Origin of the sequence: Pseudomonas moorei (genome assembly GCF_042846945.1) — a bacterium.
Lineage (GTDB): Bacteria > Pseudomonadota > Gammaproteobacteria > Pseudomonadales > Pseudomonadaceae > Aquipseudomonas > Aquipseudomonas moorei.
This window is the reverse complement of sequence record NZ_AP035776.1, coordinates 6,359,159-6,380,335: the sequence shown is the minus strand read 5'-3', so window position 1 is coordinate 6,380,335 and position 21,177 is coordinate 6,359,159. Positions and strand designations below refer to the sequence as shown.

The window sequence follows — 21,177 nt, the reverse complement described above, 5'->3', positions numbered from 1 at the left end:
AAAAACACTACTCGACCCGCATTTCCCCACTGAACACCAACGTATTCCGACAGCGCCGACACAAATACCGCCGGCCCTGTCTCACCAGGCTGTGGCGCTGCGCTGAAAACGGAAAATCGCTGTCTGCGCACGGGCATTTATAGATGTAACGGGTCACGCTGCGGCGTTTGACGTCATATGTGTGGCAACGGTTGGGCGGCAGTTCGTACACGCCGCGCATGATTAGTTGCCACTCTTCGCCATGGGGCTGGATGCGATCGCCGAACAGCTGATGGGCGATCAGGTGCGCGACTTCGTGGGCCACGGTTTGCTTGAGGAAGTCTTCGGTGTTTTCCCGATACAGTTGCGGATTGAAGCGCAGCAGGTTCTCGTGCAAATGCGCGACGCCGGCTTTTTGCCCACGCAGCTTGAGGCTCACCACGGGGCGTTTGAAAGGTCGTTTGAAAAAGGATTCGGCTTGTTGGAAACAGTCTTCGACGCGGGAATTGAGTTGCTCGGGCATGCTTGATGGATCTCCAGAGACGTCGAGTATGCCGCAACCCTCGGGCCTTGCGAATTGCCGAAGCGCCGAATGGTCGTTGCCGTTCTCCAGGCTGAAGAATTAAAAGGCCGCCTTGCGGCGGCCTGTGTTGGCAGATCTTGTTTTTTTGGGGGGTGTTGCTAATTGGTATAGACCGGCCCCACGCCGAGTCCCCAGACAATCACGGTGAACGCCATGATGGCCACCAGCACCACCAGGCCTACGGCAAGTACCGAGCTGGAAAACAGAAAGCCCTCGTCGGATGGAATGTTCATGAACGTCGGTAGCCCGACATACAGCAGGTAGACCGTGTAGCAGATCGCTGCGGTGCCGACGATCATTCCCAGCCACATATGCGGGTAAAGGGCTGCGAGGCCGCCAATGAACAGCGGAGTCGCCGTGTAGGTCGCAAACGCCACACAGCGTGCCAGGCTTGGATTGGCGTCATAGGTACGGGCCATCCAGTGAATGAATGCGCCCATGACCGCCACACCGCCCAGCATGGCCAGATACGACATGATGGTCATCCATAGCGCGCTCTCCTGGGTCAGCATCACCGGCGCTCGATTGCCAATGACCCAGCCGACCTGTGTGGTGCCGATAAACGCCGACACCGCAGGGATCGCCGCCAGAATCAGCGTGTGCGTCAGGTACATGTGGCTGATGCTTTCCTCCTGGTCGCCACGGATTTCTTTCCATTCCTGATCAGGGTGGGTGAAAAGCCCCACTACGTGATGGATCATGCCAGTCACTCCTCTTTTTTTACCGTCGCCCCCCAGTGGAGCGCCTACGGGCCTAGCAGGCCAAGGTAAGTTATAGGTCTGGATATGAATGCGACCTTATGTCGCAGTATAGGAAGGAGTTTCCCTGGAAGGAGTAGGGTCATTAGAGCAAATCGCGCTGTAAACAAGGGTCTTAATCGCCATGGGGTCTGTGTGAGACCGGATTTGCGGCGACCAGGCAAGTTCCCTTGCCACGAGGATTCCGAGGGCCTTCGCCAGCGGGGCGTTTTTGCGTAAAATGCCGGCCTTTCGTCACACCTCACGGATTTCGCGTCATGGGCACTCTTACGGTCAACCAGAACAAACTGCAAAAGCGCCTTCGCCGTCAGGCCGGTGAGGCTGTTGCCGACTTCAACATGATTGAAGACGGCGACAAGGTCATGGTCTGCCTGTCTGGTGGCAAAGACAGCTACACCATGCTCGATGTGCTGATGCACTTGCAGAAGGTTGCGCCGATCAAGTTCGAGATCGTGGCCGTAAACATGGACCAGAAGCAGCCGGGCTTCCCTGAGCACGTACTGCCTGCCTATCTCAAAGAGCTGGGCATCGAGTATCACATCGTCGAGAAAGACACCTACTCGGTGGTCAAGGAGCTGATTCCGGAAGGCAAGACCACGTGCTCACTGTGTTCACGTCTGCGTCGCGGAACGCTTTACACCTTCGCCGATGAAATCGGCGCGACCAAAATGGCGCTCGGTCACCACCGTGACGACATTGTCGAGACGTTCTTCCTGAACATGTTTTTCAATGGCTCGCTCAAGGCCATGCCGCCAAAACTGCGTGCCGACGATGGCCGCAACGTGGTGATTCGCCCGCTGGCCTACTGCAACGAAAAAGACATTCAGGCCTATTCGGACCTCAAGCAATTCCCGATCATTCCGTGCAACCTTTGCGGTTCCCAGGAAAACCTGCAGCGTCAGGTGGTCAAGGAAATGCTGCAGGACTGGGAGCGCAAGACCCCTGGCCGTACCGAAAGCATTTTCCGCAGTCTGCAGAACGTGATCCCGTCGCAGCTGGCGGACCGCAACCTGTTCGACTTCACCAATCTGCGTATCGACGAAAGCGCTGCATCGCGCTTCGTCAATGTGGTTAACCTCTAACCACAATTACGGTGGGAGCGAGCTTGCTCGCGATGGCGTCGTGTCAGTCGACAACACTACCGGCTGACACATCGCCATCGCGAGCAAGCTCGCCCCCACTTTTGGTTTTCGTTTCAATCCTCAGGAGAGGGCATGCGCGACTACAAGTGGCTGAACGAATACTGCTTGAACCGTTTCGGTTCGGCGGCTGAACTGGAAGCCCATCTGCCCGTTCCCAAGACCCCGGCGCAATTGCGCAAAATCAGCGACGATCGCTATCTCTCGACCATGGCATTGCGCGTGTTTCGCGCCGGGCTCAAGCACAGCCTGGTCGATGCCAAGTGGCCGGCCTTTGAAGAGGTGTTCTTCAAGTTCGATCCGGAAAAAGTCGTGCTGATGAGCGCTGAACATCTGGAGCGCCTGATGCAGGACGCACGGATCATCCGCCACCTGGGCAAACTCAAGAGCGTACCGCGCAATGCGCAATTCGTGCTGGATGTGGCCCATGAACAGGGCAGCTTCGGTGCGATGATCGCCGATTGGCCGGTGACCGATATCGTCGGGCTCTGGACCTTCCTGAAAAAGCGTGGCTCTCAATTGGGCGGTCTTTCGGCGCCGCGCTTCTTGCGCATGGTCGGCAAGGACACCTTTGTGCCGAGCTACGATGTGGTGGCGGCATTGAATGCGCAGAACATCATCGACAAGGTGCCCGGCAGTCTGCGGGATCTGGCGTTGGTGCAGGATGTGTTCAACAAGTGGCATGAAGAAAGTGGCGGGCGGCCCATGAGTCAGATTTCGATGATGCTGGCTTACACCGTGAATCATTGAGACCGAATCGATTCCATCGCGGGCAAGTACGGCGATTCGACTTGCCGGCGATGGCGACAGATCAGGCGGCAGCGATTTCGCCTTCGCCCGCCAGCTTGCGGTTCAACTGAAACCGCCAGCGCACATACAGCAGTGCCGAGCAGAATACCGCCAGGCTCGCGCCCATCTCCAGAAGGCCGAAAATCTGCCGGTTCGGGTCGTAGGCAGCCAAAGCGCCTTTGATGAAATACAGGTTCACCACAAAACACATCCACGAATGCCCACGGGCGCTGCCGATAATCATGCCCGGTGCCAGCAACAGCAAAGGCACCAGTTCGATCAGCAGAATCACCCAAGGTCGCGCGCCATGCAGATCGGCAACTATCAAGTAGTAGACGCAAAGCAGGCCTGCCAAGCCGAAAAAGCACAGCAGGCTGATGACGCGCATGGCTCGAACCCGGGGTTCGAGCCATGCGATGGAAGGCAGGATCTTCGGCTTCTTGGCCACTTCAGCGCTCCAGTTTCAGGGCAGTCTTGGCCAGGCGTGAGCCCAGCGCGCGGCACAACGCCACTTCATGGGCATCCAGACCGCTTTTGCCATCGGCGCCTGCATGGTGGCTGGCGCCATACGGCGTGCCGCCACCCTGGGTTTCCAACAGCGCAGATTCGCTATACGGCAGGCCGGTGATCAACATGCCGTGGTGCAGCAGTGGCAGCATCATCGACAGCAGGGTGGTTTCCTGACCGCCGTGCAGGCTCGCGGTGGAAGTGAAGACCCCGGCCGGTTTGCCCACCAGCGCGCCCGTCAGCCATAGATTGCTGGTGCCGTCGAGAAAGTACTTGAGCGGTGCCGCCATATTGCCGAAGCGGGTGGGGCTGCCCAGCGCCAGGCCGGCGCAGTTCTTCAGGTCATCGAGGGTGGCGTAGAGCGCGCCTTCATCGGGAATCTCTGGCGATACGGCTTCGCACTCGGTGGAAATCGCCGGCACTGTGCGCAAGCGGGCTTCAAGGCCGGCCTGTTCGACGCCGCGGGCAATTTGTCGGGCCATCTCATTGGTCGAGCCACTGCGGCTGTAGTACAGCACCAGAATATAGGGTGCAGTCACGGCAGCAGCTCCAGGATCTGCTCCGGCGGACGGCCGATGACGGCTTTGTCGCCGACTTCGAGAATCGGTCGCTCCATCAGTTTCGGGTGAGCGGCGATGGCGGCGATCAATTGCGCTTCGCTCAGGCTGCTGTCGGCCAGGTTGAGGGTCTTGTACTCGTCCTCGCCAGTGCGCAGCAGTTGCCGGGCACTGATCCCGAGTTTGCCCAGCAGGCTCTGGATTTGCGCGGCGTCCAGTGGCGTTTCGAGGTAGCGCACCACGGTCGGCGTCAGGCCACGGGCTTCAAGCAGTTCGAGCGCACCGCGGGATTTCGAGCAGCGCGGGTTGTGATAAAGCGTCAGATCGGTCATGAGCGGGTCGCATCTTGCGTAAGGTGGCGGCTATTCTAACTGTGCAGCGCGCAATCCAGAACCTCGGGAGGCGATGGGTCGCAGGCGCATTCAATTTTTGACAAGGAACACAACATGACTAGGCGACTGGCAGCGGCATTGGCGATCATCGGAGCGTTGATGCTGGGGGGCTGCGGTAATGACTATGGCATTGACCAGAACGGTCAGAAAATCGCCTCCGATCGTCTGGACGGCAAGTGGCTGGTGCTTAATTACTGGGCGGAATGGTGCGGCCCGTGCCGTACCGAAATCCCGGAACTGAACCAATTGGCCGATCAGATCAAGGACAAGAAGATCGGAGTGTTCGGCGTCAACTTCGACAATGTGCAGGGCGAAGAGCTCAAAGGCGCCAGCGAAAAACTCGGGATCAAGTTCACCGTGTTGGCGCAGGATCCTGCCGAATTGTTCGATTTACCGCGCAGCGAAGCGTTGCCGGTGACGTACATCATCGATAACAAAGGCAAGGTGCGCGAACAATTGATGGGCGAGCAGACGGCGGCGGGGGTGATGGCGAAGCTGGAGGCGTTGCAGGCTAAAAATTAAGGATAAGGATCACGGCCAAGCTTTTCAGCGATAAGCACCTGCTGAAAGCTTGACCGGGAACAGAGTATCTACAGGGGAAGGGATCAACCCTCTTCAAGCCACCAGCGCAGTGGCTTGCCTTCGGCCGGCCAGAAACGCATCTGGTCGATCGGCGAGACGTCCCAACGCTGTACGTTTTCCAGCGCTTGCAGGAAACGTTTTTCCTGTTCCATCAACGCTGGAGCGCAGAGTTTTCGGGTACTGCCGACTTTGCCGAAGCTGAGTTTGTCGCCTTCGAGCGTATAAGGCGCGAACCAGTGGTTGCAGCCGCCGTTACCGTAGGCCCGGCCGTCCTCACCCAGGGTGATGGTCAGGTGGCTGTAGTCCATCAGCGGGCGTTCGCCGATCCACTCCAGGATGTAGCTGCGGTTCTGTTGCAATTGCACCGGTTCGGCGGCGCAGCCAACCAGGCTGGCACCGACCATCGCGGTCAGAGCGAGGCGTTTCATCACGCGGGCTCCTGGCATTTCGGGCACAGGTGTTTCTCGCCAACCGACTTCCAGCCCAACTCGGCAATCCGCGCAGAGGCCGCTGGTTTTTCCGCTTTATTGCCCAGTTTGGCGTCGACCGCGAATTCGAAGCTCAGCTCTTTGGCGCAGCTGTCGCAATTCACTTGCCAGGTGTGGATCGCCAATTCGCCGAACACCGGACCACTGGCCACCGCGACCCATTGGCCCGGTGGGTTGATCAGGTGGCGAACCGTTTCGACGGTCAGGCGCATGGACAAGTCCTTGGCGCCTTTGAGGGTCACAATCAGCACGTCGTTGTTGCGAATCGAGCCGCCGTTGCCGGTGACTTGATAACGCCCCGGCACCAGGGCGCGGCATTCGGTGAGGGTGTGTTGCGGGTTCATCAGGCTGTAGCGGAAATCGTGTTCGACCATGGGTCCTCCAAATATGCGCGATATGCTAGCACGGGCATACGCGCAGCATGGCGCGGGCATATGACCTTCGATCAGGTTCAGTCGCCCTCGACCCTGTTTTCGGGGTTGCCGGCCATCCATGCCGAGATATTGCGCAAGGTGGTCGCGGCAATCGCGCCCAGGGCTTCGCGGGTCAGGAAGGCCTGGTGTGCGGTCACGATCACGTTGGGGAACGTCAGCAGTCGCGCCAGCACATCGTCCTGCAATGGCAAGTCGGAGCGATCTTCGAAGAACAGCTGTGCTTCCTCCTCATAGACATCCAGCCCCAGATAACCCAATTGACCCTCCTTCAAGGCGTCGATCAACGCTGGCGTGTCCACCAGGCCACCGCGTCCGGTGTTGATCAGCATCGCCCCCGGCTGCATGTGCGCCAGTGATTCGCGGTTGATCAAATGCTTGCTCTCTTTGTTGAGCGGGCAATGCAAGCTGATGATCTGCGACTCGGCCAGCAGTTGCGGCAAGCTCAGATAACGAGCGCCCAGTGCCTCGACTTCCGAGTTGGGGAAGGGGTCGTAGGCCAGCAGTTTGCAACCGAAACCGTTCATGATTCTGGCGAAGGTCGCGCCGATTTGTCCGGTGCCGACCACGCCGACAGTCTTGCCCACCAGGTCGAAGCCGGTCAGGCCGTGCAGGCTGAAATCGCCTTCGCGGGTGCGGTTGTAGGCGCGGTGCAAGCGACGGTTAAGCGCCAATATCAGGGCTACCGCATGTTCGGCCACCGCATGCGGCGAATAGGCCGGGACGCGCACAATCGCCAGCCCCAGGCGTTTCGCCGCCGCCAGGTCGACATGGTTGTAGCCGGCCGAGCGCAGGGCGATCAGGCGAGTGCCGCCAGCGGCAAGGCGTTCGAGCACCGGGGCGCCGAGGTCATCATTGATGAAGGCGCAGACCACCTCGTGGTGCTCCGCCAATGCTGCGGTATCGAGGCTCAGGCGTGCCGATTGAAAGTGCAGCTCGATATCGGCGGGCAGATCCGCGGCGAGAAAGCTGTCACGATCATAGGTCTGGCTGCTGAAAAGAATCGTGCGCATGCTGTCCTCCTGGAAAGTGCATCAGGCATTGATACGTGCCTGGGCGGCCAGGCGATTGATTGCCCGGTCGAGTTCTTCGAGAGCGCCGAAGGCTTTCGGGTCCTGTTGCTTGAGCAGGGTTTCGCTGCGCTGGCAGGCAGCGCGCAGTTGTGGAACGCCGCAATAGCGGGTGGCGCCGTGCAGGCGATGGACTCGTTCGATCAGGGCATTGTGGTCGTGGCTTTCCTGCGCCTGTCGGATCGCTTCACGGTCTGCTTCCAGCGACGCCAGCAACATCGCCAGCATGTCCGCCGCAAGATCGGCCTTGCCGGCGGCCAGGCGCAAACCTTCTTCGTGATCGAGCACCTGCAATTCAAAGGCACCGCCGTGGCTCTCGCCTGAACGCTCCGGCCGCTGGTTGCGCAGCGCCAGGCCACTCCATTTCAGTACCACTTGCGCCAGTTGCCGCTCGCTGATTGGTTTGGTCAGGTAGTCATCCATGCCGCTTTGCAGCAAGGCGCGTTTTTCGTTGGCCATGGCATGGGCGGTGAGGGCGACGATGGGCAGCGGCGTGCAATGCCGTTCGCTTTCCCACTGCCGAATCGCTTCAGTGCTTTGACGTCCGTCCATGCCGGGCATCTGCACGTCCATCAACACCAGATCGAATGTCTCGTTCTGCACCGCTTTGACGGCGGCATAACCACTTTCCACTGCGAGCACCTTGGCGCCCATGTCTTCGAGCAGGGTTTGCACCAACAGCAGATTGGCGGGATTGTCGTCGACGCACAGCACCTTCGGCGCACGGCTGGAAACCGGTTCGCCGGGTTCGTTGCGCGACTGGCGCGGGTTAACCAGATCGGACAGCGCGCGACGCAGTTTACGGGTGCAGGCCGGTTTGGCCTGCAGTTGGCTGTGGGGGTTGGGAACCGAGAGGTGGAACAGCGTCTGTTCCGTGGTCGGGCACAGCACCAGCACTTTGCAGCCCAGGTGTTCGAGGTCCCAGATGTACTGGTTGAGGCGTTCCGGCGGCATGTCGTTGCTGGTGACTCCCAGCACGGCCAGGTCGATCGCCTGTTCAGTCTGGTGGACGCCGGTTACGCCGTTGGTCAGGCTTTCCAGGTTGTTGAACGGTGTGACGTCAAGGCCGCAGTCTTCCAGTTGATGCTGCAACGCCTGGCGGGCCAGTTCGTGGTTTTCCAGTACCGCCACCCGCCGTCCAAGCAACGGTGGGCCGGGCAGGTCCTCGGTGTCGTCGCGGGTCTTGGGCAGGTTGAGGCTGATCCAGAATTCCGATCCCTCGCCCGGCGTACTGTCAACGCCGATCTCTCCCCCCATCTGTTCGATCAGGCGCTTGGAGATCACCAGCCCCAGCCCTGTGCCGCCAGGTTGTCGCGACAGCGAATTGTCGGCCTGGCTGAAGGCCTGGAACAGCGCGCGCACGTCCTGGTTCGACAGGCCGATGCCGGTGTCCTGAATGCTGATGCGCAACTGCACGCTGTCTTCGTGTTCTTCTTCGAGCATGGCCCGGGCGACGATGGTGCCTTCGCGGGTGAACTTGATCGCGTTGCTCACAAGGTTGGTGAGGATCTGCTTGAGGCGCAGCGGGTCGCCCACCAGTGACAGTGGCGTGTCGCGGTAAACCAGGCTCACCAGCTCCAGCTGTTTGGCATGGGCGGCTGGGGCGAGGATGGTCAGGGTGTCCTGCAGCAAGTCGCGCAGATTGAACGGAATATGGTCGAGCACCAGTTTGCCGGCCTCGATTTTCGAGAAGTCGAGGATTTCGTTGATGATGCCCAGCAGGCTGTCGGCGGACTTTTCGATGGTGCCCAGGTAGTCGAGCTGGCGCGGGGTCAATTCGCTTTTTTGCAGCAGATGAGTGAAACCGAGGATGCCGTTGAGCGGCGTGCGGATTTCATGGCTCATGTTGGCGAGGAACTCGGATTTGATCCGGCTCGCCTCCAGCGCTTCCTTGCGCGCCAGATCGAGTTCGATGTTCTGGATTTCGATGGTTTCGAGGTTCTGGCGCACGTCTTCGGTGGCCTGATCGATGCTGTGTTGCAATTCTTCCTGGGCATTTTGCAGGGTGCCGGCCATGCGGTTGATCCCTGACGCCAGTTCATCCAGCTCTTGGCTGCCGAGGGGCGGCAGACGGGTTTCCAGATGTCCGTCCTTGAGCTGAGCCACGGCTTGCTTGATCTGACTCAGCGGCCGATTGATGGTGCGGCCCATACGCAATGCCAGCAGCGCCGCGCCGCTCAGGCCGGCTGCAATCATCAGCAGGCTGGCAAACAGGCTGCGGTAGCCGCGTAGCAGCATGCTGTTATGGGACAGTTCGAGTTCGACCCAGCCCAGGAGGCGGTCGGTTTCATCGGGAATCAGGTCGCCGGCCAGGTTGCGGTGTTTGCCGAAAACCGGCAACAGATAGCGCGTGGCGTCACTGCCGCTGCGGCGCAGCATCTGCGTACCATCGCCCGACGGTGTCTGGGTGACCATGGTTGGGCCGGCGTGGGCCAGCGGCGTACGGTCCGGTGCGAGAAAGGTCACGGCACGCACATCCGGTTGCTCCAGGGACTGCGTGGCGATGCGCTCCAGCAGTTCGCTGTTCTTGTGTCCCATGGCCGGGGCCACCAGCGGTGCCAGTTGCTCGGCGATCATTTCGCCGCGCTGCATGAGTTGGGTTTGCAGGTCGGATTGCTGCATCCAGGTAAAATAGCCGCCCAGGACCAATGCCATCAGGCTGGTCGGCAATAGAGTCAGCAACAGCACGCGGCCTTTAATTCCAAGATTCTTGAGCACGCACTTCTCCTGCATCCCGCTATTTATAGAGCTGCACGTGCGTCCGGCACGCGCCACTTGCGCAGTGTAGCGATTTGCAGGCAGGCAATCTTCGTAAAATTGTTGTCGTCATTCGTCGCTCATCCCGGCGTCTTTTCGTTCAGCTCAAGCCCTTGGGTTGCCGTGGACGGTGCAATCTTGAATAATTATCAACTGAGAATTATTTGCAGATACTCATGACGCCTATTGCAGTTGGCCATCCACGTATCCTCTCCATTGAAGACGACCTCGTCCTCGGTGCATATGTTCATGAACATCTGGGTCGCAGCGGCTTTCAGGTGACCTGGTGCCAGAACGGCCAGGAAGGTCTGAAGGTTGCCCGCGAGCAAGCCTTCGATGTGGTGCTGATGGATATTTTGCTGCCAGGCCTGGACGGGCTGTCGGTGTTGACGCAACTGCGCCGCAGCCATTCCACTCCGGTCTTGCTGATGTCGGCGCTTGGCGCCGAAGAGGATCGCATCAGCGGCTTTCGCCTCGGGGCCGATGACTACTTGCCCAAACCCTTCAGCATGGTGGAGCTGCGGGTGCGCATTGAAGCGATCCTGCGCCGGGTCGCGCTCGACCGTCGGCCGATGCCGACAGCGGTTACCCCCTCGATGGACAGCCTGCATTTCGACGATGAACGCTTCGACGTGTTTTATACCGGGCAGGCCGCGGGCCTGACCCGCACCGAATATCGACTGCTGGAAACCCTGGACCGCCATGGCGATGAAGTGTTGAGCAAGGCCTTCCTCTATCAGTATGTACTGCAACGAGGCTACGCCGCCCATGACCGCAGCCTGGACATGCACATCAGCCAGATTCGCCGCAAGCTCAAGGCCATCGGCTACACCGAGCGTGAACTGCGCACGGTCTGGGGCAAGGGCTACATCCTGAGTGCCACCGATGACCTGTAACTTTCCGGGACGGCATTCGCTGTTCTGGAAACTGGCTTGCCTGTTGGTGGCGTTCTGTCTGCTGATGATCTGGTTGAGCTGGTCCTGGGGCCGCTACATGGAAGAGCAAAACCAGTATCTGTCGGATGAGGCTCGCAACACCTTGAGACGCTATGCCGCCGAAGCCGAGCAAGCGTGGCAGCAGGGGCAGCAGGCGGGCGTCGATCGCTGGCTGAAAAATATGCGCCAGCAGGAATCCGGCTGGGTTGGCGTCATCGATGGAGATTTGCAGTCGCTCAGTAGCCAGCCCCTGAGCGACGAAGAAGTCCAGCAGCTGACCTTTCTGCGCCGTATCGATTGGCCCATTCACCGCAAAGGCCTGCCATGGCTGCGTCTGCCGTTTCCCGGCGATTCGTACGCCGGCAGTCTGGTGATTGAATTGCCCCAGCGGTACATGCCCGGGCGCTACACAGTTTTCTGGCGGGTGATCACCAATGGGGTGATTCCTGGGCTGTTCACTCTGCTGCTGTGCGTGGGGCTCTACCGTTTACTGGTGGTGCCGCTCAATCACCTGCGTGAACAGGCCAATGCCTGGCGTGCCGACCAGTTGAATGTGCGGCTGTCGAGTCGCACCACCAATCGTACGGATGAATTGGGCGAGTTGGGCAGGGCCTTCGATCACATGTCCGAACGCCTGCAAAGTACGGTGGCCTTGCAACAGCAATTGCTGCGCGACCTGTCCCACGAATTGCGCACGCCACTCAGTCGCCTGAGAGTTGCCAGTGAAAGCGAGCAGGGGCTGGAGCCATTGCGCGAACGCATTGGCCGTGAGGTCGATGGCATGCAGCGTCTGGTGGAAGACACGCTGCAACTGGCCTGGCTCGACACCGGGCGCACTCGACTGCCCGATGAAGCGATCCAGATTCAGGCGCTGTGGGAAATGCTCATGGAAAACGCCTGTTATGAAAGTGGCTGGCCCGAAGCGCAGCTGCGATGTTCAGTGGATGCGTCCTGCTGGGTACGTGGCCATCTCAACACCCTGGCCCAGGCCCTGGAAAACATACTGCGTAACGCCATTCGACATTCACCCGCAGGCGGCATTGTCCACCTCGGCGGTCGGCGTGATGGCCGCTACTGGCATTTATGGCTGGAAGATCAGGGTGGTGGCGTGGCGCAAGATGATCTGGAGCGGATTTTCCGGCCGTTCACTCGGCTCAATGGCTCGCGGCGGGGGAATGGCGGGTTTGGGTTGGGGTTGAGCATCGCGAGGAATGCAGTGCTGCGTCAGGGTGGGGCAATCTGGGCGGAGAATACCGGGAAGGGGCTGCGGATGAATATGCGCTTGTTGGCCGATGACACCGTCGAGAGCACCCACCTTCTGCAAATTCCGCCCTTATACCCATAAGCCATAAGCACCACACTTTGCGTGATATGGCCTGACCCGGTTTGCCGGTATGATAGGCGCCCCCGCAGTCTGGATTGCGAATACGCCATGACCTTGCAGTACCCAACCATCGCCGATTGCGTCGGCAACACTCCGCTGGTCCGTTTGCAGCGCTTGCCTGGCAACACCAGCAACACCCTTTTGCTCAAGCTCGAAGGGAACAACCCGGCGGGTTCGGTCAAGGACCGTCCGGCGCTGTCGATGATCACCCGCGCCGAACTGCGCGGGCAGATCCACGCCGGCGATACGCTGATCGAAGCGACCTCGGGTAATACCGGGATCGCCCTGGCCATGGCTGCCGCGATCAAGGGTTACAAGATGATCCTGATCATGCCGGACAACTCCAGTGCCGAACGCAAGGCCGCGATGACCGCCTACGGTGCCGAGCTGATTCTGGTCAGCCAGGAAGAAGGCATGGAAGGTGCCCGCGACCTTGCCCAGCGCATGGAGGCCGAAGGCCGTGGCAAGGTGCTGGATCAGTTCGCCAACGGCGACAATCCCGAGGCGCACTACACCACCACCGGCCCGGAAATCTGGCGCCAGACCCAGGGCACCATCACCCATTTCGTCAGCTCCATGGGCACCACCGGCACGATCATGGGCGTCTCGCGCTATTTGAAAGAGCAGAGCGAGAGCGTGCAGATCATCGGCTTGCAGCCAATGGAAGGTTCGGCGATCCCGGGCATCCGTCGCTGGCCGCAGGAATATCTGCCGAAGATCTACCAGGCCGATCGGGTGGACCGTATCGTCGACATGGCCCAAAGCGAAGCTGAAGACGTGACCCGTCGCCTGGCCCGCGAAGAAGGCATTTTCTGCGGCGTATCCTCGGGCGGCGCGGTGGCGGCGATGCTGCGTCTGTCAAAAGAAGTTGAAAACGCGGTGATTGTCGCGATCATCTGCGACCGTGGCGACCGATACCTGTCGACCGGCATTTTCGACGCGCCCAACTGATGGCCAAGCACGAAAGAGGCCTGCGCTTCCAGCCCACCGGCGGCAGCAAGGCCCCGCAAGTCCCGACCGGCAAAAAGCAGCGCCTGACCATCGAGCGCCTGGCCAATGACGGTCGCGGTATCGCGTTTTTCGAAGGCCGCACCTGGTTCGTCATCGGCGCGTTGGCCGGTGAAGAAATCGAGGCGCGCGTGCTCGGTGCCCACGGCAAAGTGGTCGAGGCGCGCACCGAACGGGTGTTCAAGGCCAGCGAACTGCGCCGCCCGATGCCGTGCGCCCATGCCGGCCGCTGCGGTGGCTGCAGCGTGCAGCATCTGCCGCACAACGAACAGCTTGCCCTGAAACAGCGCATGCTCGCCGAGCAATTATCGAAGGTCGCTGGCGTCGAACCCGAAGAATGGGCGGCTCCTTTGAGCGGTCCGGAATTCGCTTATCGTCGCCGGGCCCGAGTGGCTGTGCGCTGGGACATGAAGGCGAAAAAACTCGAAGTGGGTTTCCGCGCCGCCGGCAGCCAGGACATCGTCGCCATTGATCAATGCCCGGTGCTGGTACAACCCTTGCAGCCCATCATGGCCGGTTTGCCGGAAATGCTGCGGCGCTTGAGCAAGCCTCAGGCACTCGGTCATGTGGAGTTGTTCAGCGGTTCATCGCTGGCCGTGTTGCTGCGGCACATGGCGCCGTTGTCCGAAAGTGACATGACCATCCTCAAGGATTTCTGCGCTTTGCATGAAGCCCAGTTGTGGCTGCACGGTGACGGCGAGCCGCAACCGGTCGAGGCCGATCAGTCGTTGGGCTATCGCCTGGAACCGTGGAATCTGGAGCTGGCGTATCGGCCCGGGGATTTCATTCAGGTCAACGCCGGGGTCAATGAAGCGATGGTTGCCCAGGCGCTGGCATGGTTGAAGCCAACTGCGGATGAACGCGTTCTCGACTTGTTCTGTGGCCTGGGCAACTTTGCCTTGCCGCTGGCGCAGACCGTACGTGAGGTGGTGGCAGTGGAAGGGGTGCAGGTGATGGTCGAGCGGGCAGCCGCGAACGCCGTTAGCAATAATCTGCATAACGCGAAGTTTTTTCAGGCCGATTTATCCCAGCCTTTGACCGACGCCGAATGGGCCGCCGAAGGCTTTTGTGCGGTACTCTTGGACCCACCCCGTGACGGTGCTTTCGAGGTGGTACGCAAGCTTAAATCTCTGGGCGCCGAACGGTTGGTGTATGTATCGTGCAACCCGGCAACTTTGGCGCGCGACACGGTCGAATTGATCAAGCAGGGCTACCGGTTAAAACGTGCCGGGATTCTCGATATGTTTCCTCAAACGGCACATGTCGAGGCCATGGCGTTATTTGAAGCGAGCTAGGAAGGCTCGTCTGGTCCGACTGGCCCGCCCGTGCAGCCGCGCACCAGCCCGACGTGGGCTCATGGGCATCGAAGGTCAGCGATTTTGACGCATTGAATCTGCGTCGTAGGGAAGGTAAGCAAGATGGTACAGGTGAGAGCACACCAGCCGATCAACACCGACGGCAGTATCAATCTCGAGGCTTGGCTCGATCACGCGGTCAGTGTCGATCTGGCACTGGATCGCGAAGCCTTGAAAGAAGCCTGCGAGTACGCTCGTGAGGCCGAACAACAAGCCAACGCAGCGAAGAACCTGTGGTCGGAAGGAAACTCGAGTTTCCGCACCGGCCTTGAGATCGCCGAGATTCTCGCCGACCTCAAGCTCGATCAGGATTCGCTGGTCGCCGCGGTCTTGTACCGTGGCGTGCGCGAAGGCCAGATTCAACTGCCCGCGGTCAGCCAGCGCTTCGGTCCGGTGGTGGCCAAACTCATCGACGGCGTGCAACGCATGGCGGCGATCAGCGACAGTCTGAGTCCGCGTAAATCCATGGTGATGGGCACTCAGGGCCAGGTCGAAAACCTGCGCAAAATGCTCGTGGCCATGGTCGACGATGTTCGCGTCGCGCTGATCAAACTGGCCGAGCGCACTTGCGCGATCCGTGCGGTGAAAACCGCTGACGACGAGAAGCGCAACCGCGTGGCCCGCGAAGTCTTCGACATCTATGCGCCACTCGCCCATCGCCTGGGTATCGGTCACATCAAGTGGGAGCTGGAGGACTTGTCCTTCCGTTACCTTGAGCCTGACCAGTACAAACAGATTGCCAAGCTGCTCCACGAGCGGCGCCTGGATCGCGAGCGATTCATCAGCGACGTGATGAGCCAGCTGAAAAACGAATTGCAGGCGACCGGCGTCGAGGCCGACATCAGTGGCCGGGCCAAACACATCTATTCGATCTGGCGCAAAATGCAGCGCAAGGGTCTGGAATTCAGCCAGATCTACGACGTGCGCGCCGTGCGTGTGCTGGTCCCGGAAATGCGCGACTGCTACACCGCGCTGGGTATCGTCCACACCTTGTGGCGGCACATCCCGAAAGAGTTCGATGACTACATCGCCAACCCCAAGGAGAACGGTTACCGCTCGTTGCACACGGCGGTGATCGGCCCGGAAGGCAAGGTGCTGGAAGTACAGATCCGCACCCACGCGATGCACGAAGAAGCCGAGTTGGGTGTTTGCGCGCACTGGCGTTACAAAGGCACCGACGTCAAGTCCGGCTCCAACCACTACGAAGAGAAAATTTCCTGGCTGCGTCAGGTGCTCGAGTGGCATGAAGAACTGGGCGACATTGGCGGTCTGGCGGAGCAGTTGCGGGTCGATATCGAACCCGATCGGGTCTACATCTTCACCCCTGACGGTCACGCCATCGACTTGCCGAAGGGCGCGACGCCGCTGGACTTTGCCTATCGCGTGCACACCGAGATCGGTCACAACTGCCGTGGCGCCAAGATCAATGGGCGCATCGTGCCGCTCAACTACAGCCTGCAAACCGGTGAACAAGTCGAGATCATCACCAGCAAGCACGGCACGCCGAGCCGGGACTGGCTGAACCCGAACCTGGGTTACGTCACCACGTCGCGAGCACGGGCGAAGATCGTCCACTGGTTCAAATTGCAGGCGCGCGACCAGAACGTCGCTGCCGGCAAGACCCTGCTGGAGCGTGAACTCAACCGCCTTGGCTTGCCGCAGGTGGACTTCGACAAGTTGGCCGAAAAGGCCAACATGAAGACCGCCGAGGACATGTTCGCCGCGCTCGGCGCCGGCGATCTGCGCCTGGCGCAACTGGTCAACCTGGCGCAGCAACTGGTCGAGCCGGAGCGCGGCAACGAGCAGCTGGAACTGATTCCGCGCAAGGCCACCGGTTACAAGCCAGGCAAGCGCGGCGATATCCAGATCCAGGGCGTCGGCAACCTGATGACCCAGATGGCGGGCTGCTGCCAGCCATTGCCGGGCGATGCGATCGTCGGTTACATCACCCAGGGCCGTGGCGTGAGCATTCACCGCCAGGACTGCGCCTCGGTGCTACAACTGGCCGGGCGCGAGCCGGAGCGGATCATCCAGGTCAGCTGGGGGCCGGTGCCGGTGCTCACTTACCCGGTGGACATCGTCATTCGCGCCTACGACCGTTCCGGTCTGCTGCGTGACGTGTCGCAGGTGTTGCTCAACGAGCGGATCAACGTACTGGCGGTCAACACACGCTCGAACAAAGAGGACAACACCGCGCTGATGTCCCTGACCATCGAGATTCCGGGCCTGGATGCGCTGGGGCGGTTGCTGGGGCGGATTTCCCAGTTGCCGAACATCATCGAAACCCGGCGTAACCGTACGCCATAAAACGGGAGCGCTTTTCTGTAGGAGCGAGCCTGCTCGCGATGGACGTTAACGATGACGCGTGCTGTCTGGATGAAGGCGCCGCCCTCTGATCCATCGCGAGCAGGCTCGCTCCAACAGGGAGCGGACAGAGATTGAACGATGTATTCACTCGAAGACCTGCTGCACCTCATGAACCGCCTGCGCGACCCGCAGTACGGTTGCCCGTGGGACATCAAGCAAACCTACGCCACCATCGTCCCGCATACCCTGGAAGAAGCCTACGAAGTCGCCGACGCCATCGAGCGTGGTGACTTCGATCACTTGCAGGGTGAGTTGGGCGATCTGCTGTTCCAGGTGGTTTACTACAGCCAGCTGGCCCGGGAAGAAGGGCGTTTCGAATTCGCCGGTGTGGTCGACAGCATTACCCGCAAACTGATTCGCCGGCATCCACACGTGTTCCCCACCGGCGATCTGTACGCGCCGCTGGATGTCCCGCGTTTGAGCGAAGAGCAGGTCAAGCAACGCTGGGAAGAGATCAAGGCCGAAGAACGGGCCGAGAAGTCATCCGCGCCCCAGCAACTGTCCTTGCTTGATGATGTTCCCGCCGCACTGCCGGCGTTGTCCCGTTCAGCCAAATTGCAGAAGCGTGCCGGGCAGGCTGGTTTCGATTGGCCGGATGCCTTGCCGGTGCTGGACAAGGTCCGTGAAGAGCTTGATGAAATACTCGAGGCGATGGCCGACAACGACCCGGGCGCGATTGCCGACGAGGTCGGCGACCTGCTGTTTTCCGTGGTCAATCTGGCGCGCCACCTCAAGGTTGATCCGGAAACCGCGCTGCGTGGGGCCAACAGCAAGTTCGAACGACGTTTCCGATTTATCGAACAGGCATTGCGCGACACCCATCGTCCCATGGAAGATTGCACCCTCGAAGAGTTGGACGCCCTGTGGGGCGAAGCCAAACGTCAGGAAAAGAATTTGCCCAGCTGCGGTTGAGCAGTTGCCTAAGTGAGTAATAAGCACCATGAGCATTTCCCTTCGCGACCAGTTGCTCAAAGCAGGGCTGGTCAACCAGAAGCAGGCCAAGCAGGTCAGCAAAGAGAAACAGAAGCAGCAGCGTCTGGCCCACAAAGGCCAGATCGAACTCGATGACTCCCAGCAGCGTGCGGCTCAGGAAGCCATGGCCGAGAAGGTCAAGCGCGATCAGGAACTCAACCGTCAGCAGCAGGAGAAGGCCGAGGCAAAAGCCCGTGCCGCGCAGGTCAAGCAACTGATCGAAGTCACGCGCCTGCCGAAATTGACGACCGAGGACTACTACAACTTCGTCGACGACAAGAAGGTAAAGCGAATCTCGGTCAACACCCTGATGCGCAATAAGCTCAGCAACGGTTCGCTGGCCATCGTGCACCACGGTGGTGGCTATGAAGTGATCCCGCGTGAAGCGGCCCTGAAGATCCAGGAGCGCGATCCGCAACGTATCGTGCAACTGAATGTGCAGACCGAAGAAGTCGCGGCCGAGGACGATCCGTACGCGGCCTATCAGATCCCTGACGATCTGATGTGGTAAGTCGTTAACGACTGCAACAACGACAAACCCCGCTCATGGCGGGGTTTGTCGTTTTCGATGCTGTCATGGCTTATGCGGACTGCTGCTCTCGTTGCCGTTCCAGCAGTTCCAGTTCGGCCCTGTAGTTGTGAGCGTCGATTTCGTTATGGAACATCCCGACCAACAAGCCCTGTTGATGCACATCCCAGATGCGGATACCGGCGGCTACGCCTTCGTGGGATTTATGTGAATCGTCGCGTTCAGTTACTTTTACAGTCATCTGCTAGCTCCAATCTTGTTTATCTGCAGCAAGGCGTGTGCAGGGTTCTGTTATATGTTTTGTTAGCTTGCTAAGTAAACTCTTCGATTTGGAAACAGACTTTTGCAAAATCGGGCAAAGTCTCGCAGGCCTTGCAGGCCGCGACATTCAGTCGCAGGCCGTTAAGTTTCATGACAAAAGCTTCATGTTCGCATTGAGGATAACCCCCCGGTTCGACACTGGCCGGACCCCCTGTGGGAGAGAGGTTGCTCGCGATGAGGACGCATCACTGATACACCGCCAACGTCGGAGCGCGCCCGGAGCAATCTCGCCCACGGGGCTTTGCGTTTTCCAGGCAAAAAAAACGCCCCGAACCAGTCGGGGCGTTTTCGTGTGCAGCGAAACGGCGGGGTATTACTTACCCTGCCAGCGCTTCAGTACCAGCGTGGCGTTGGTGCCACCGAAACCGAAGCTGTTGCTCATCACGGTGTTGAAGGCGACATCTTCACGAGTCTTGGTCAGGATTGGCAGGTCAGCCACTTCCGGGTCCAGTTCGTCGATGTTGGCGGAGCCCGCCATGAAGTTGCCTTCCATCATCAGCATGCAGTAGATCGCTTCGTGAACGCCGGCGGCGCCCAGGGAGTGACCCGACAGGCTCTTGGTGGAGCTGATGGCTGGAGCCTTGTCACCGAAGACAGCGCGCACACCTTTCATTTCCGCAACGTCGCCAACCGGAGTCGAGGTGCCGTGGGTGTTCAGGTAGTCGATCGGAGCATCAACGGTGGACATCGCCATCTGCATGCAGCGGATGGCGCCTTCGCCGCTCGGGGCGACCATGTCGTAGCCGTCGGACGTCGCGCCATAGCCAACGATTTCCGCGTAGATTTTCGCGCCGCGGGCCAGAGCGTGTTCCAGCTCTTCAACCACGACCATGCCGCCACCGCCAGCAATGACGAAACCGTCACGGTCGGCGTCGTAAGCGCGGGAGGCTTGCTCCGGGGTGTCGTTGCGCTTGCTGGACAGTGCGCCCATGGCGTCGAACAGGAACGACTGGCTCCAATGCTCTTCTTCACCGCCGCCGGCGAATACGATGTCCTGCTTGCCCATCTGGATCTGTTCCATGGCGGTACCGATGCAGTGAGCACTGGTGGCGCAGGCAGAAGCGATGGAGTAGTTCAGGCCCTTGATCTTGAATGGCGTGGCCAGGCAAGCAGAAACGGTGCTGCTCATGGTCCGCGTTACACGGTATGGGCCGACGCGCTTGACGCCTTTCTCGCGCAGGATGTCCAGCGCTTCCATCTGGTTCAGCGTGGAGGCACCGCCGGAACCGGCGATCAGGCCGGTACGCGGGTTCGACACTTGCTCTTCGGTCAGGCCGGAGTCAGCGATGGCATCTTTCATGGCCAGGTAGGCGTAAGCCGCCGCGTGGCCGACGAAGCGATAGATCTTGCGATCGATCAGTTCTTCGAGGGGAAGGTCGATGGAGCCGGAAACCTGGCTACGCAGACCCATTTCAGCATATTCCGGGTTGAACCGGATGCCAGGGCGGCTTGCACGCAGGTTAGCGGAGACGGTCTCTTTGTCATTGCCCAGGCACGAAACAATGCCCAGACCAGTGATAACGACGCGGCGCATGCGGATAACCCTTAGAAGTTGTCAGTGGAGGTGAAAACGCCGACCCGGAGGCCTTCGGCGGTGTAGATCTCGCGACCGTCGACAGTGACCGAACCATCGGCGATGGCCAGGTTCAGCTTGCCCTTGAGCACGCGTTTGATCTGGATGTTGTAGGTGACTTTCTTGGCGGTCGGCAGGACCTGGCCGAAGAATTTGACTTCGCCCGAACCCAGGGCGCGGCCGCGGCCCGGCAGGCCTTGCCAGCCGAGGAAGAAACCGACCAGTTGCCACATGGCGTCGAGGCCCAGGCAGCCCGGCATCACCGGATCGCCTTCGAAATGGCAGGCGAAGAACCACAGGTCCGGGGTGATATCCAGCTCGGCGACCAATTCACCTTTGCCGTACTTGCCACCCTCTTCGTTGATCAGGGTGATGCGATCAACCATCAGCATGTTGGGGGCGGGCAGTTGCGCGTTACCTGGGCCGAACAGCTCACCGCGACTGCAGCGCAGCAGGTCTTCCCGGGTAAAGGCGTTTTGTTTGGTCATGCGAGCTCCTCAATAGTCCCATGCGGCAGGTGGGGCAAATCTTCCCGGCCGATCGAAGCGTTCATGCCTCGAACCGGCAGCCTACTCATAGACTATTGCGTTGTGGTGAAAGTCACAGCACCAAGGACATGAATGTACACTTGTGCACTGAAATTTTTATTCAAGCCCCTTTTCGGGCCTGTTCGGGTGCCTAAGACTGCCGCACTTTCGACT

Annotated in this window: 22 protein-coding genes; 10 read left to right on the top strand and 12 right to left on the bottom strand. The window is 60.0% G+C overall.

Features of this window, described 5'->3' with window-relative positions; all coding sequences use genetic code 11:
• Nucleotides 1-7: 7 nt before the first annotated feature.
• Together ACGJAX_RS29775 and ACGJAX_RS29770 are read right to left on the bottom strand one after the other, a co-directional pair.
• A complete protein-coding gene (locus ACGJAX_RS29775) occupies nt 8-502 on the bottom strand; it encodes a SprT family zinc-dependent metalloprotease (protein WP_247257892.1) in 495 nt (164 codons plus the stop codon).
• A gap of 158 nt (nt 503-660) precedes the next feature.
• A complete protein-coding gene (locus ACGJAX_RS29770; RefSeq protein ID WP_010457124.1) occupies nt 661-1,263 on the bottom strand; it encodes a Yip1 family protein in 603 nt (200 codons plus the stop codon).
• A gap of 314 nt (nt 1,264-1,577) precedes the next feature.
• Between ACGJAX_RS29770 and ttcA the strand changes: the two genes are divergently transcribed.
• Both ttcA and ACGJAX_RS29760 read left to right on the top strand, forming a co-directional pair.
• The gene (gene ttcA, locus ACGJAX_RS29765) at nt 1,578-2,402 is read left to right on the top strand and encodes a tRNA 2-thiocytidine(32) synthetase TtcA (protein WP_247257893.1); all 825 of its coding nucleotides are present in this window, start codon (nt 1,578-1,580) and stop codon (nt 2,400-2,402) included.
• Between the two features lie 132 nt (nt 2,403-2,534).
• Nucleotides 2,535-3,209: a DNA-3-methyladenine glycosylase I gene (locus ACGJAX_RS29760; protein WP_390957073.1), complete on the top strand. Its 675-nt coding sequence runs from the start codon at nt 2,535-2,537 to the stop codon at nt 3,207-3,209.
• A gap of 61 nt (nt 3,210-3,270) precedes the next feature.
• Here ACGJAX_RS29760 and ACGJAX_RS29755 read toward each other — a convergent pair whose 3' ends face one another.
• The 3 genes from ACGJAX_RS29755 to arsC are packed head-to-tail and all read right to left on the bottom strand — an operon-like array spanning nt 3,271 to nt 4,644.
• Nucleotides 3,271-3,696, bottom strand: coding sequence for a DUF2069 domain-containing protein (locus ACGJAX_RS29755; RefSeq protein WP_090324521.1), 426 nt, complete (start codon nt 3,694-3,696; stop codon nt 3,271-3,273).
• A gap of 1 nt (nt 3,697) precedes the next feature.
• Entirely contained in the window at nt 3,698-4,294 is a 597-nt protein-coding gene (gene wrbA, locus ACGJAX_RS29750; RefSeq protein ID WP_090324520.1) for an NAD(P)H:quinone oxidoreductase, read from the bottom strand.
• Entirely contained in the window at nt 4,291-4,644 is a 354-nt protein-coding gene (arsC, locus tag ACGJAX_RS29745; protein WP_090324518.1) for an arsenate reductase (glutaredoxin), read from the bottom strand. The genes wrbA and arsC overlap by 4 nt, the downstream gene beginning before the upstream one ends.
• 114 nt (nt 4,645-4,758) lie before the next feature.
• Between arsC and ACGJAX_RS29740 the strand changes: the two genes are divergently transcribed.
• A complete protein-coding gene (locus ACGJAX_RS29740) occupies nt 4,759-5,226 on the top strand; it encodes a TlpA disulfide reductase family protein (protein WP_090324517.1) in 468 nt (155 codons plus the stop codon).
• An 83-nt stretch (nt 5,227-5,309) separates the two neighbouring features.
• On the opposite strand, the gene ACGJAX_RS29735 is transcribed toward ACGJAX_RS29740, so the two are convergent.
• From ACGJAX_RS29735 to ACGJAX_RS29720, 4 genes are all read right to left on the bottom strand, one after another.
• On the bottom strand, nt 5,310-5,714 hold the full coding sequence (locus ACGJAX_RS29735; RefSeq protein ID WP_090324515.1) for an META domain-containing protein: 405 nt from the start codon (nt 5,712-5,714) through the stop codon (nt 5,310-5,312).
• Entirely contained in the window at nt 5,714-6,148 is a 435-nt protein-coding gene (locus ACGJAX_RS29730) for a hypothetical protein (protein WP_090324513.1), read from the bottom strand. Before ACGJAX_RS29730 ends, ACGJAX_RS29735 begins: the two co-directional genes overlap by 1 nt.
• 77 nt (nt 6,149-6,225) lie before the next feature.
• Nucleotides 6,226-7,218: an NAD(P)-dependent oxidoreductase gene (locus tag ACGJAX_RS29725; protein WP_390957072.1), complete on the bottom strand. Its 993-nt coding sequence runs from the start codon at nt 7,216-7,218 to the stop codon at nt 6,226-6,228.
• Between the two features lie 21 nt (nt 7,219-7,239).
• Nucleotides 7,240-9,993: a response regulator gene (locus tag ACGJAX_RS29720; protein WP_390957071.1), complete on the bottom strand. Its 2,754-nt coding sequence runs from the start codon at nt 9,991-9,993 to the stop codon at nt 7,240-7,242.
• Between the two features lie 215 nt (nt 9,994-10,208).
• On the opposite strand from ACGJAX_RS29720, the gene ACGJAX_RS29715 reads away from it, so the two are divergent.
• The 7 genes from ACGJAX_RS29715 to ACGJAX_RS29685 all read left to right on the top strand — a co-directional run bounded on the left by ACGJAX_RS29715 (nt 10,209) and on the right by ACGJAX_RS29685 (nt 18,564).
• A complete protein-coding gene (locus ACGJAX_RS29715; RefSeq protein ID WP_390957070.1) occupies nt 10,209-10,928 on the top strand; it encodes a response regulator in 720 nt (239 codons plus the stop codon).
• The gene (locus tag ACGJAX_RS29710) at nt 10,918-12,312 is read left to right on the top strand and encodes a histidine kinase sensor domain-containing protein (RefSeq protein ID WP_390957069.1); all 1,395 of its coding nucleotides are present in this window, start codon (nt 10,918-10,920) and stop codon (nt 12,310-12,312) included. Before ACGJAX_RS29715 ends, ACGJAX_RS29710 begins: the two co-directional genes overlap by 11 nt.
• Before the next feature lie 87 nt (nt 12,313-12,399).
• A complete protein-coding gene (gene cysM, locus ACGJAX_RS29705) occupies nt 12,400-13,302 on the top strand; it encodes a cysteine synthase CysM (RefSeq protein ID WP_090324505.1) in 903 nt (300 codons plus the stop codon).
• A complete protein-coding gene (rlmD, locus tag ACGJAX_RS29700; protein WP_090324503.1) occupies nt 13,302-14,654 on the top strand; it encodes a 23S rRNA (uracil(1939)-C(5))-methyltransferase RlmD in 1,353 nt (450 codons plus the stop codon). The genes cysM and rlmD overlap by 1 nt, the downstream gene beginning before the upstream one ends.
• Nucleotides 14,655-14,777: 123 nt before the next feature.
• The gene (gene relA, locus ACGJAX_RS29695) at nt 14,778-17,021 is read left to right on the top strand and encodes a GTP diphosphokinase (RefSeq protein ID WP_090324501.1); all 2,244 of its coding nucleotides are present in this window, start codon (nt 14,778-14,780) and stop codon (nt 17,019-17,021) included.
• 138 nt (nt 17,022-17,159) lie between these two features.
• Complete coding sequence (gene mazG / locus ACGJAX_RS29690) at nt 17,160-17,993, top strand: nucleoside triphosphate pyrophosphohydrolase (RefSeq protein WP_090324500.1); 834 nt, start codon at nt 17,160-17,162, stop codon at nt 17,991-17,993.
• Nucleotides 17,994-18,021: 28 nt separating this feature from the next.
• On the top strand, nt 18,022-18,564 hold the full coding sequence (locus tag ACGJAX_RS29685) for a DUF2058 domain-containing protein (RefSeq protein ID WP_090324498.1): 543 nt from the start codon (nt 18,022-18,024) through the stop codon (nt 18,562-18,564).
• A gap of 70 nt (nt 18,565-18,634) precedes the next feature.
• Here the strand turns inward: ACGJAX_RS29685 and ACGJAX_RS29680 are convergent, their stop codons facing one another.
• The 3 genes from ACGJAX_RS29680 to fabA form a co-directional block, all read right to left on the bottom strand.
• Nucleotides 18,635-18,823, bottom strand: a complete 189-nt coding sequence (locus ACGJAX_RS29680; protein ID WP_090324496.1) for a hypothetical protein — start codon at nt 18,821-18,823, stop codon at nt 18,635-18,637.
• Between the two features lie 393 nt (nt 18,824-19,216).
• Entirely contained in the window at nt 19,217-20,437 is a 1,221-nt protein-coding gene (gene fabB, locus ACGJAX_RS29675) for a beta-ketoacyl-ACP synthase I (protein ID WP_090324493.1), read from the bottom strand.
• 11 nt (nt 20,438-20,448) lie between these two features.
• The gene (fabA, locus tag ACGJAX_RS29670; protein WP_090324492.1) at nt 20,449-20,964 is read right to left on the bottom strand and encodes a 3-hydroxyacyl-[acyl-carrier-protein] dehydratase FabA; all 516 of its coding nucleotides are present in this window, start codon (nt 20,962-20,964) and stop codon (nt 20,449-20,451) included.
• Nucleotides 20,965-21,177: the final 213 nt, after the last annotated feature.

What these genes read in the sequence shown, in the direction of transcription:
- ACGJAX_RS29775 (WP_247257892.1), bottom strand. Translation starts at nt 502, where the DNA reads ATGCCCGAGCAACTCAATTCCCGCGTCGAAGACTGTTTCCAACAAGCC.
- ACGJAX_RS29770 (WP_010457124.1), bottom strand. Translation starts at nt 1,263, where the DNA reads ATGATCCATCACGTAGTGGGGCTTTTCACCCACCCTGATCAGGAATGG.
- ttcA (WP_247257893.1), top strand. Translation starts at nt 1,578, where the DNA reads ATGGGCACTCTTACGGTCAACCAGAACAAACTGCAAAAGCGCCTTCGC.
- ACGJAX_RS29760 (WP_390957073.1), top strand. Translation starts at nt 2,535, where the DNA reads ATGCGCGACTACAAGTGGCTGAACGAATACTGCTTGAACCGTTTCGGT.
- arsC (WP_090324518.1), bottom strand. Translation starts at nt 4,644, where the DNA reads ATGACCGATCTGACGCTTTATCACAACCCGCGCTGCTCGAAATCCCGC.
- ACGJAX_RS29740 (WP_090324517.1), top strand. Translation starts at nt 4,759, where the DNA reads ATGACTAGGCGACTGGCAGCGGCATTGGCGATCATCGGAGCGTTGATG.
- ACGJAX_RS29735 (WP_090324515.1), bottom strand. Translation starts at nt 5,714, where the DNA reads ATGAAACGCCTCGCTCTGACCGCGATGGTCGGTGCCAGCCTGGTTGGC.
- ACGJAX_RS29730 (WP_090324513.1), bottom strand. Translation starts at nt 6,148, where the DNA reads ATGGTCGAACACGATTTCCGCTACAGCCTGATGAACCCGCAACACACC.
- ACGJAX_RS29725 (WP_390957072.1), bottom strand. Translation starts at nt 7,218, where the DNA reads ATGCGCACGATTCTTTTCAGCAGCCAGACCTATGATCGTGACAGCTTT.
- ACGJAX_RS29715 (WP_390957070.1), top strand. Translation starts at nt 10,209, where the DNA reads ATGACGCCTATTGCAGTTGGCCATCCACGTATCCTCTCCATTGAAGAC.
- ACGJAX_RS29710 (WP_390957069.1), top strand. Translation starts at nt 10,918, where the DNA reads ATGACCTGTAACTTTCCGGGACGGCATTCGCTGTTCTGGAAACTGGCT.
- cysM (WP_090324505.1), top strand. Translation starts at nt 12,400, where the DNA reads ATGACCTTGCAGTACCCAACCATCGCCGATTGCGTCGGCAACACTCCG.
- rlmD (WP_090324503.1), top strand. Translation starts at nt 13,302, where the DNA reads ATGGCCAAGCACGAAAGAGGCCTGCGCTTCCAGCCCACCGGCGGCAGC.
- relA (WP_090324501.1), top strand. Translation starts at nt 14,778, where the DNA reads ATGGTACAGGTGAGAGCACACCAGCCGATCAACACCGACGGCAGTATC.
- mazG (WP_090324500.1), top strand. Translation starts at nt 17,160, where the DNA reads ATGTATTCACTCGAAGACCTGCTGCACCTCATGAACCGCCTGCGCGAC.
- ACGJAX_RS29685 (WP_090324498.1), top strand. Translation starts at nt 18,022, where the DNA reads ATGAGCATTTCCCTTCGCGACCAGTTGCTCAAAGCAGGGCTGGTCAAC.
- ACGJAX_RS29680 (WP_090324496.1), bottom strand. Translation starts at nt 18,823, where the DNA reads ATGACTGTAAAAGTAACTGAACGCGACGATTCACATAAATCCCACGAA.
- fabB (WP_090324493.1), bottom strand. Translation starts at nt 20,437, where the DNA reads ATGCGCCGCGTCGTTATCACTGGTCTGGGCATTGTTTCGTGCCTGGGC.
- fabA (WP_090324492.1), bottom strand. Translation starts at nt 20,964, where the DNA reads ATGACCAAACAAAACGCCTTTACCCGGGAAGACCTGCTGCGCTGCAGT.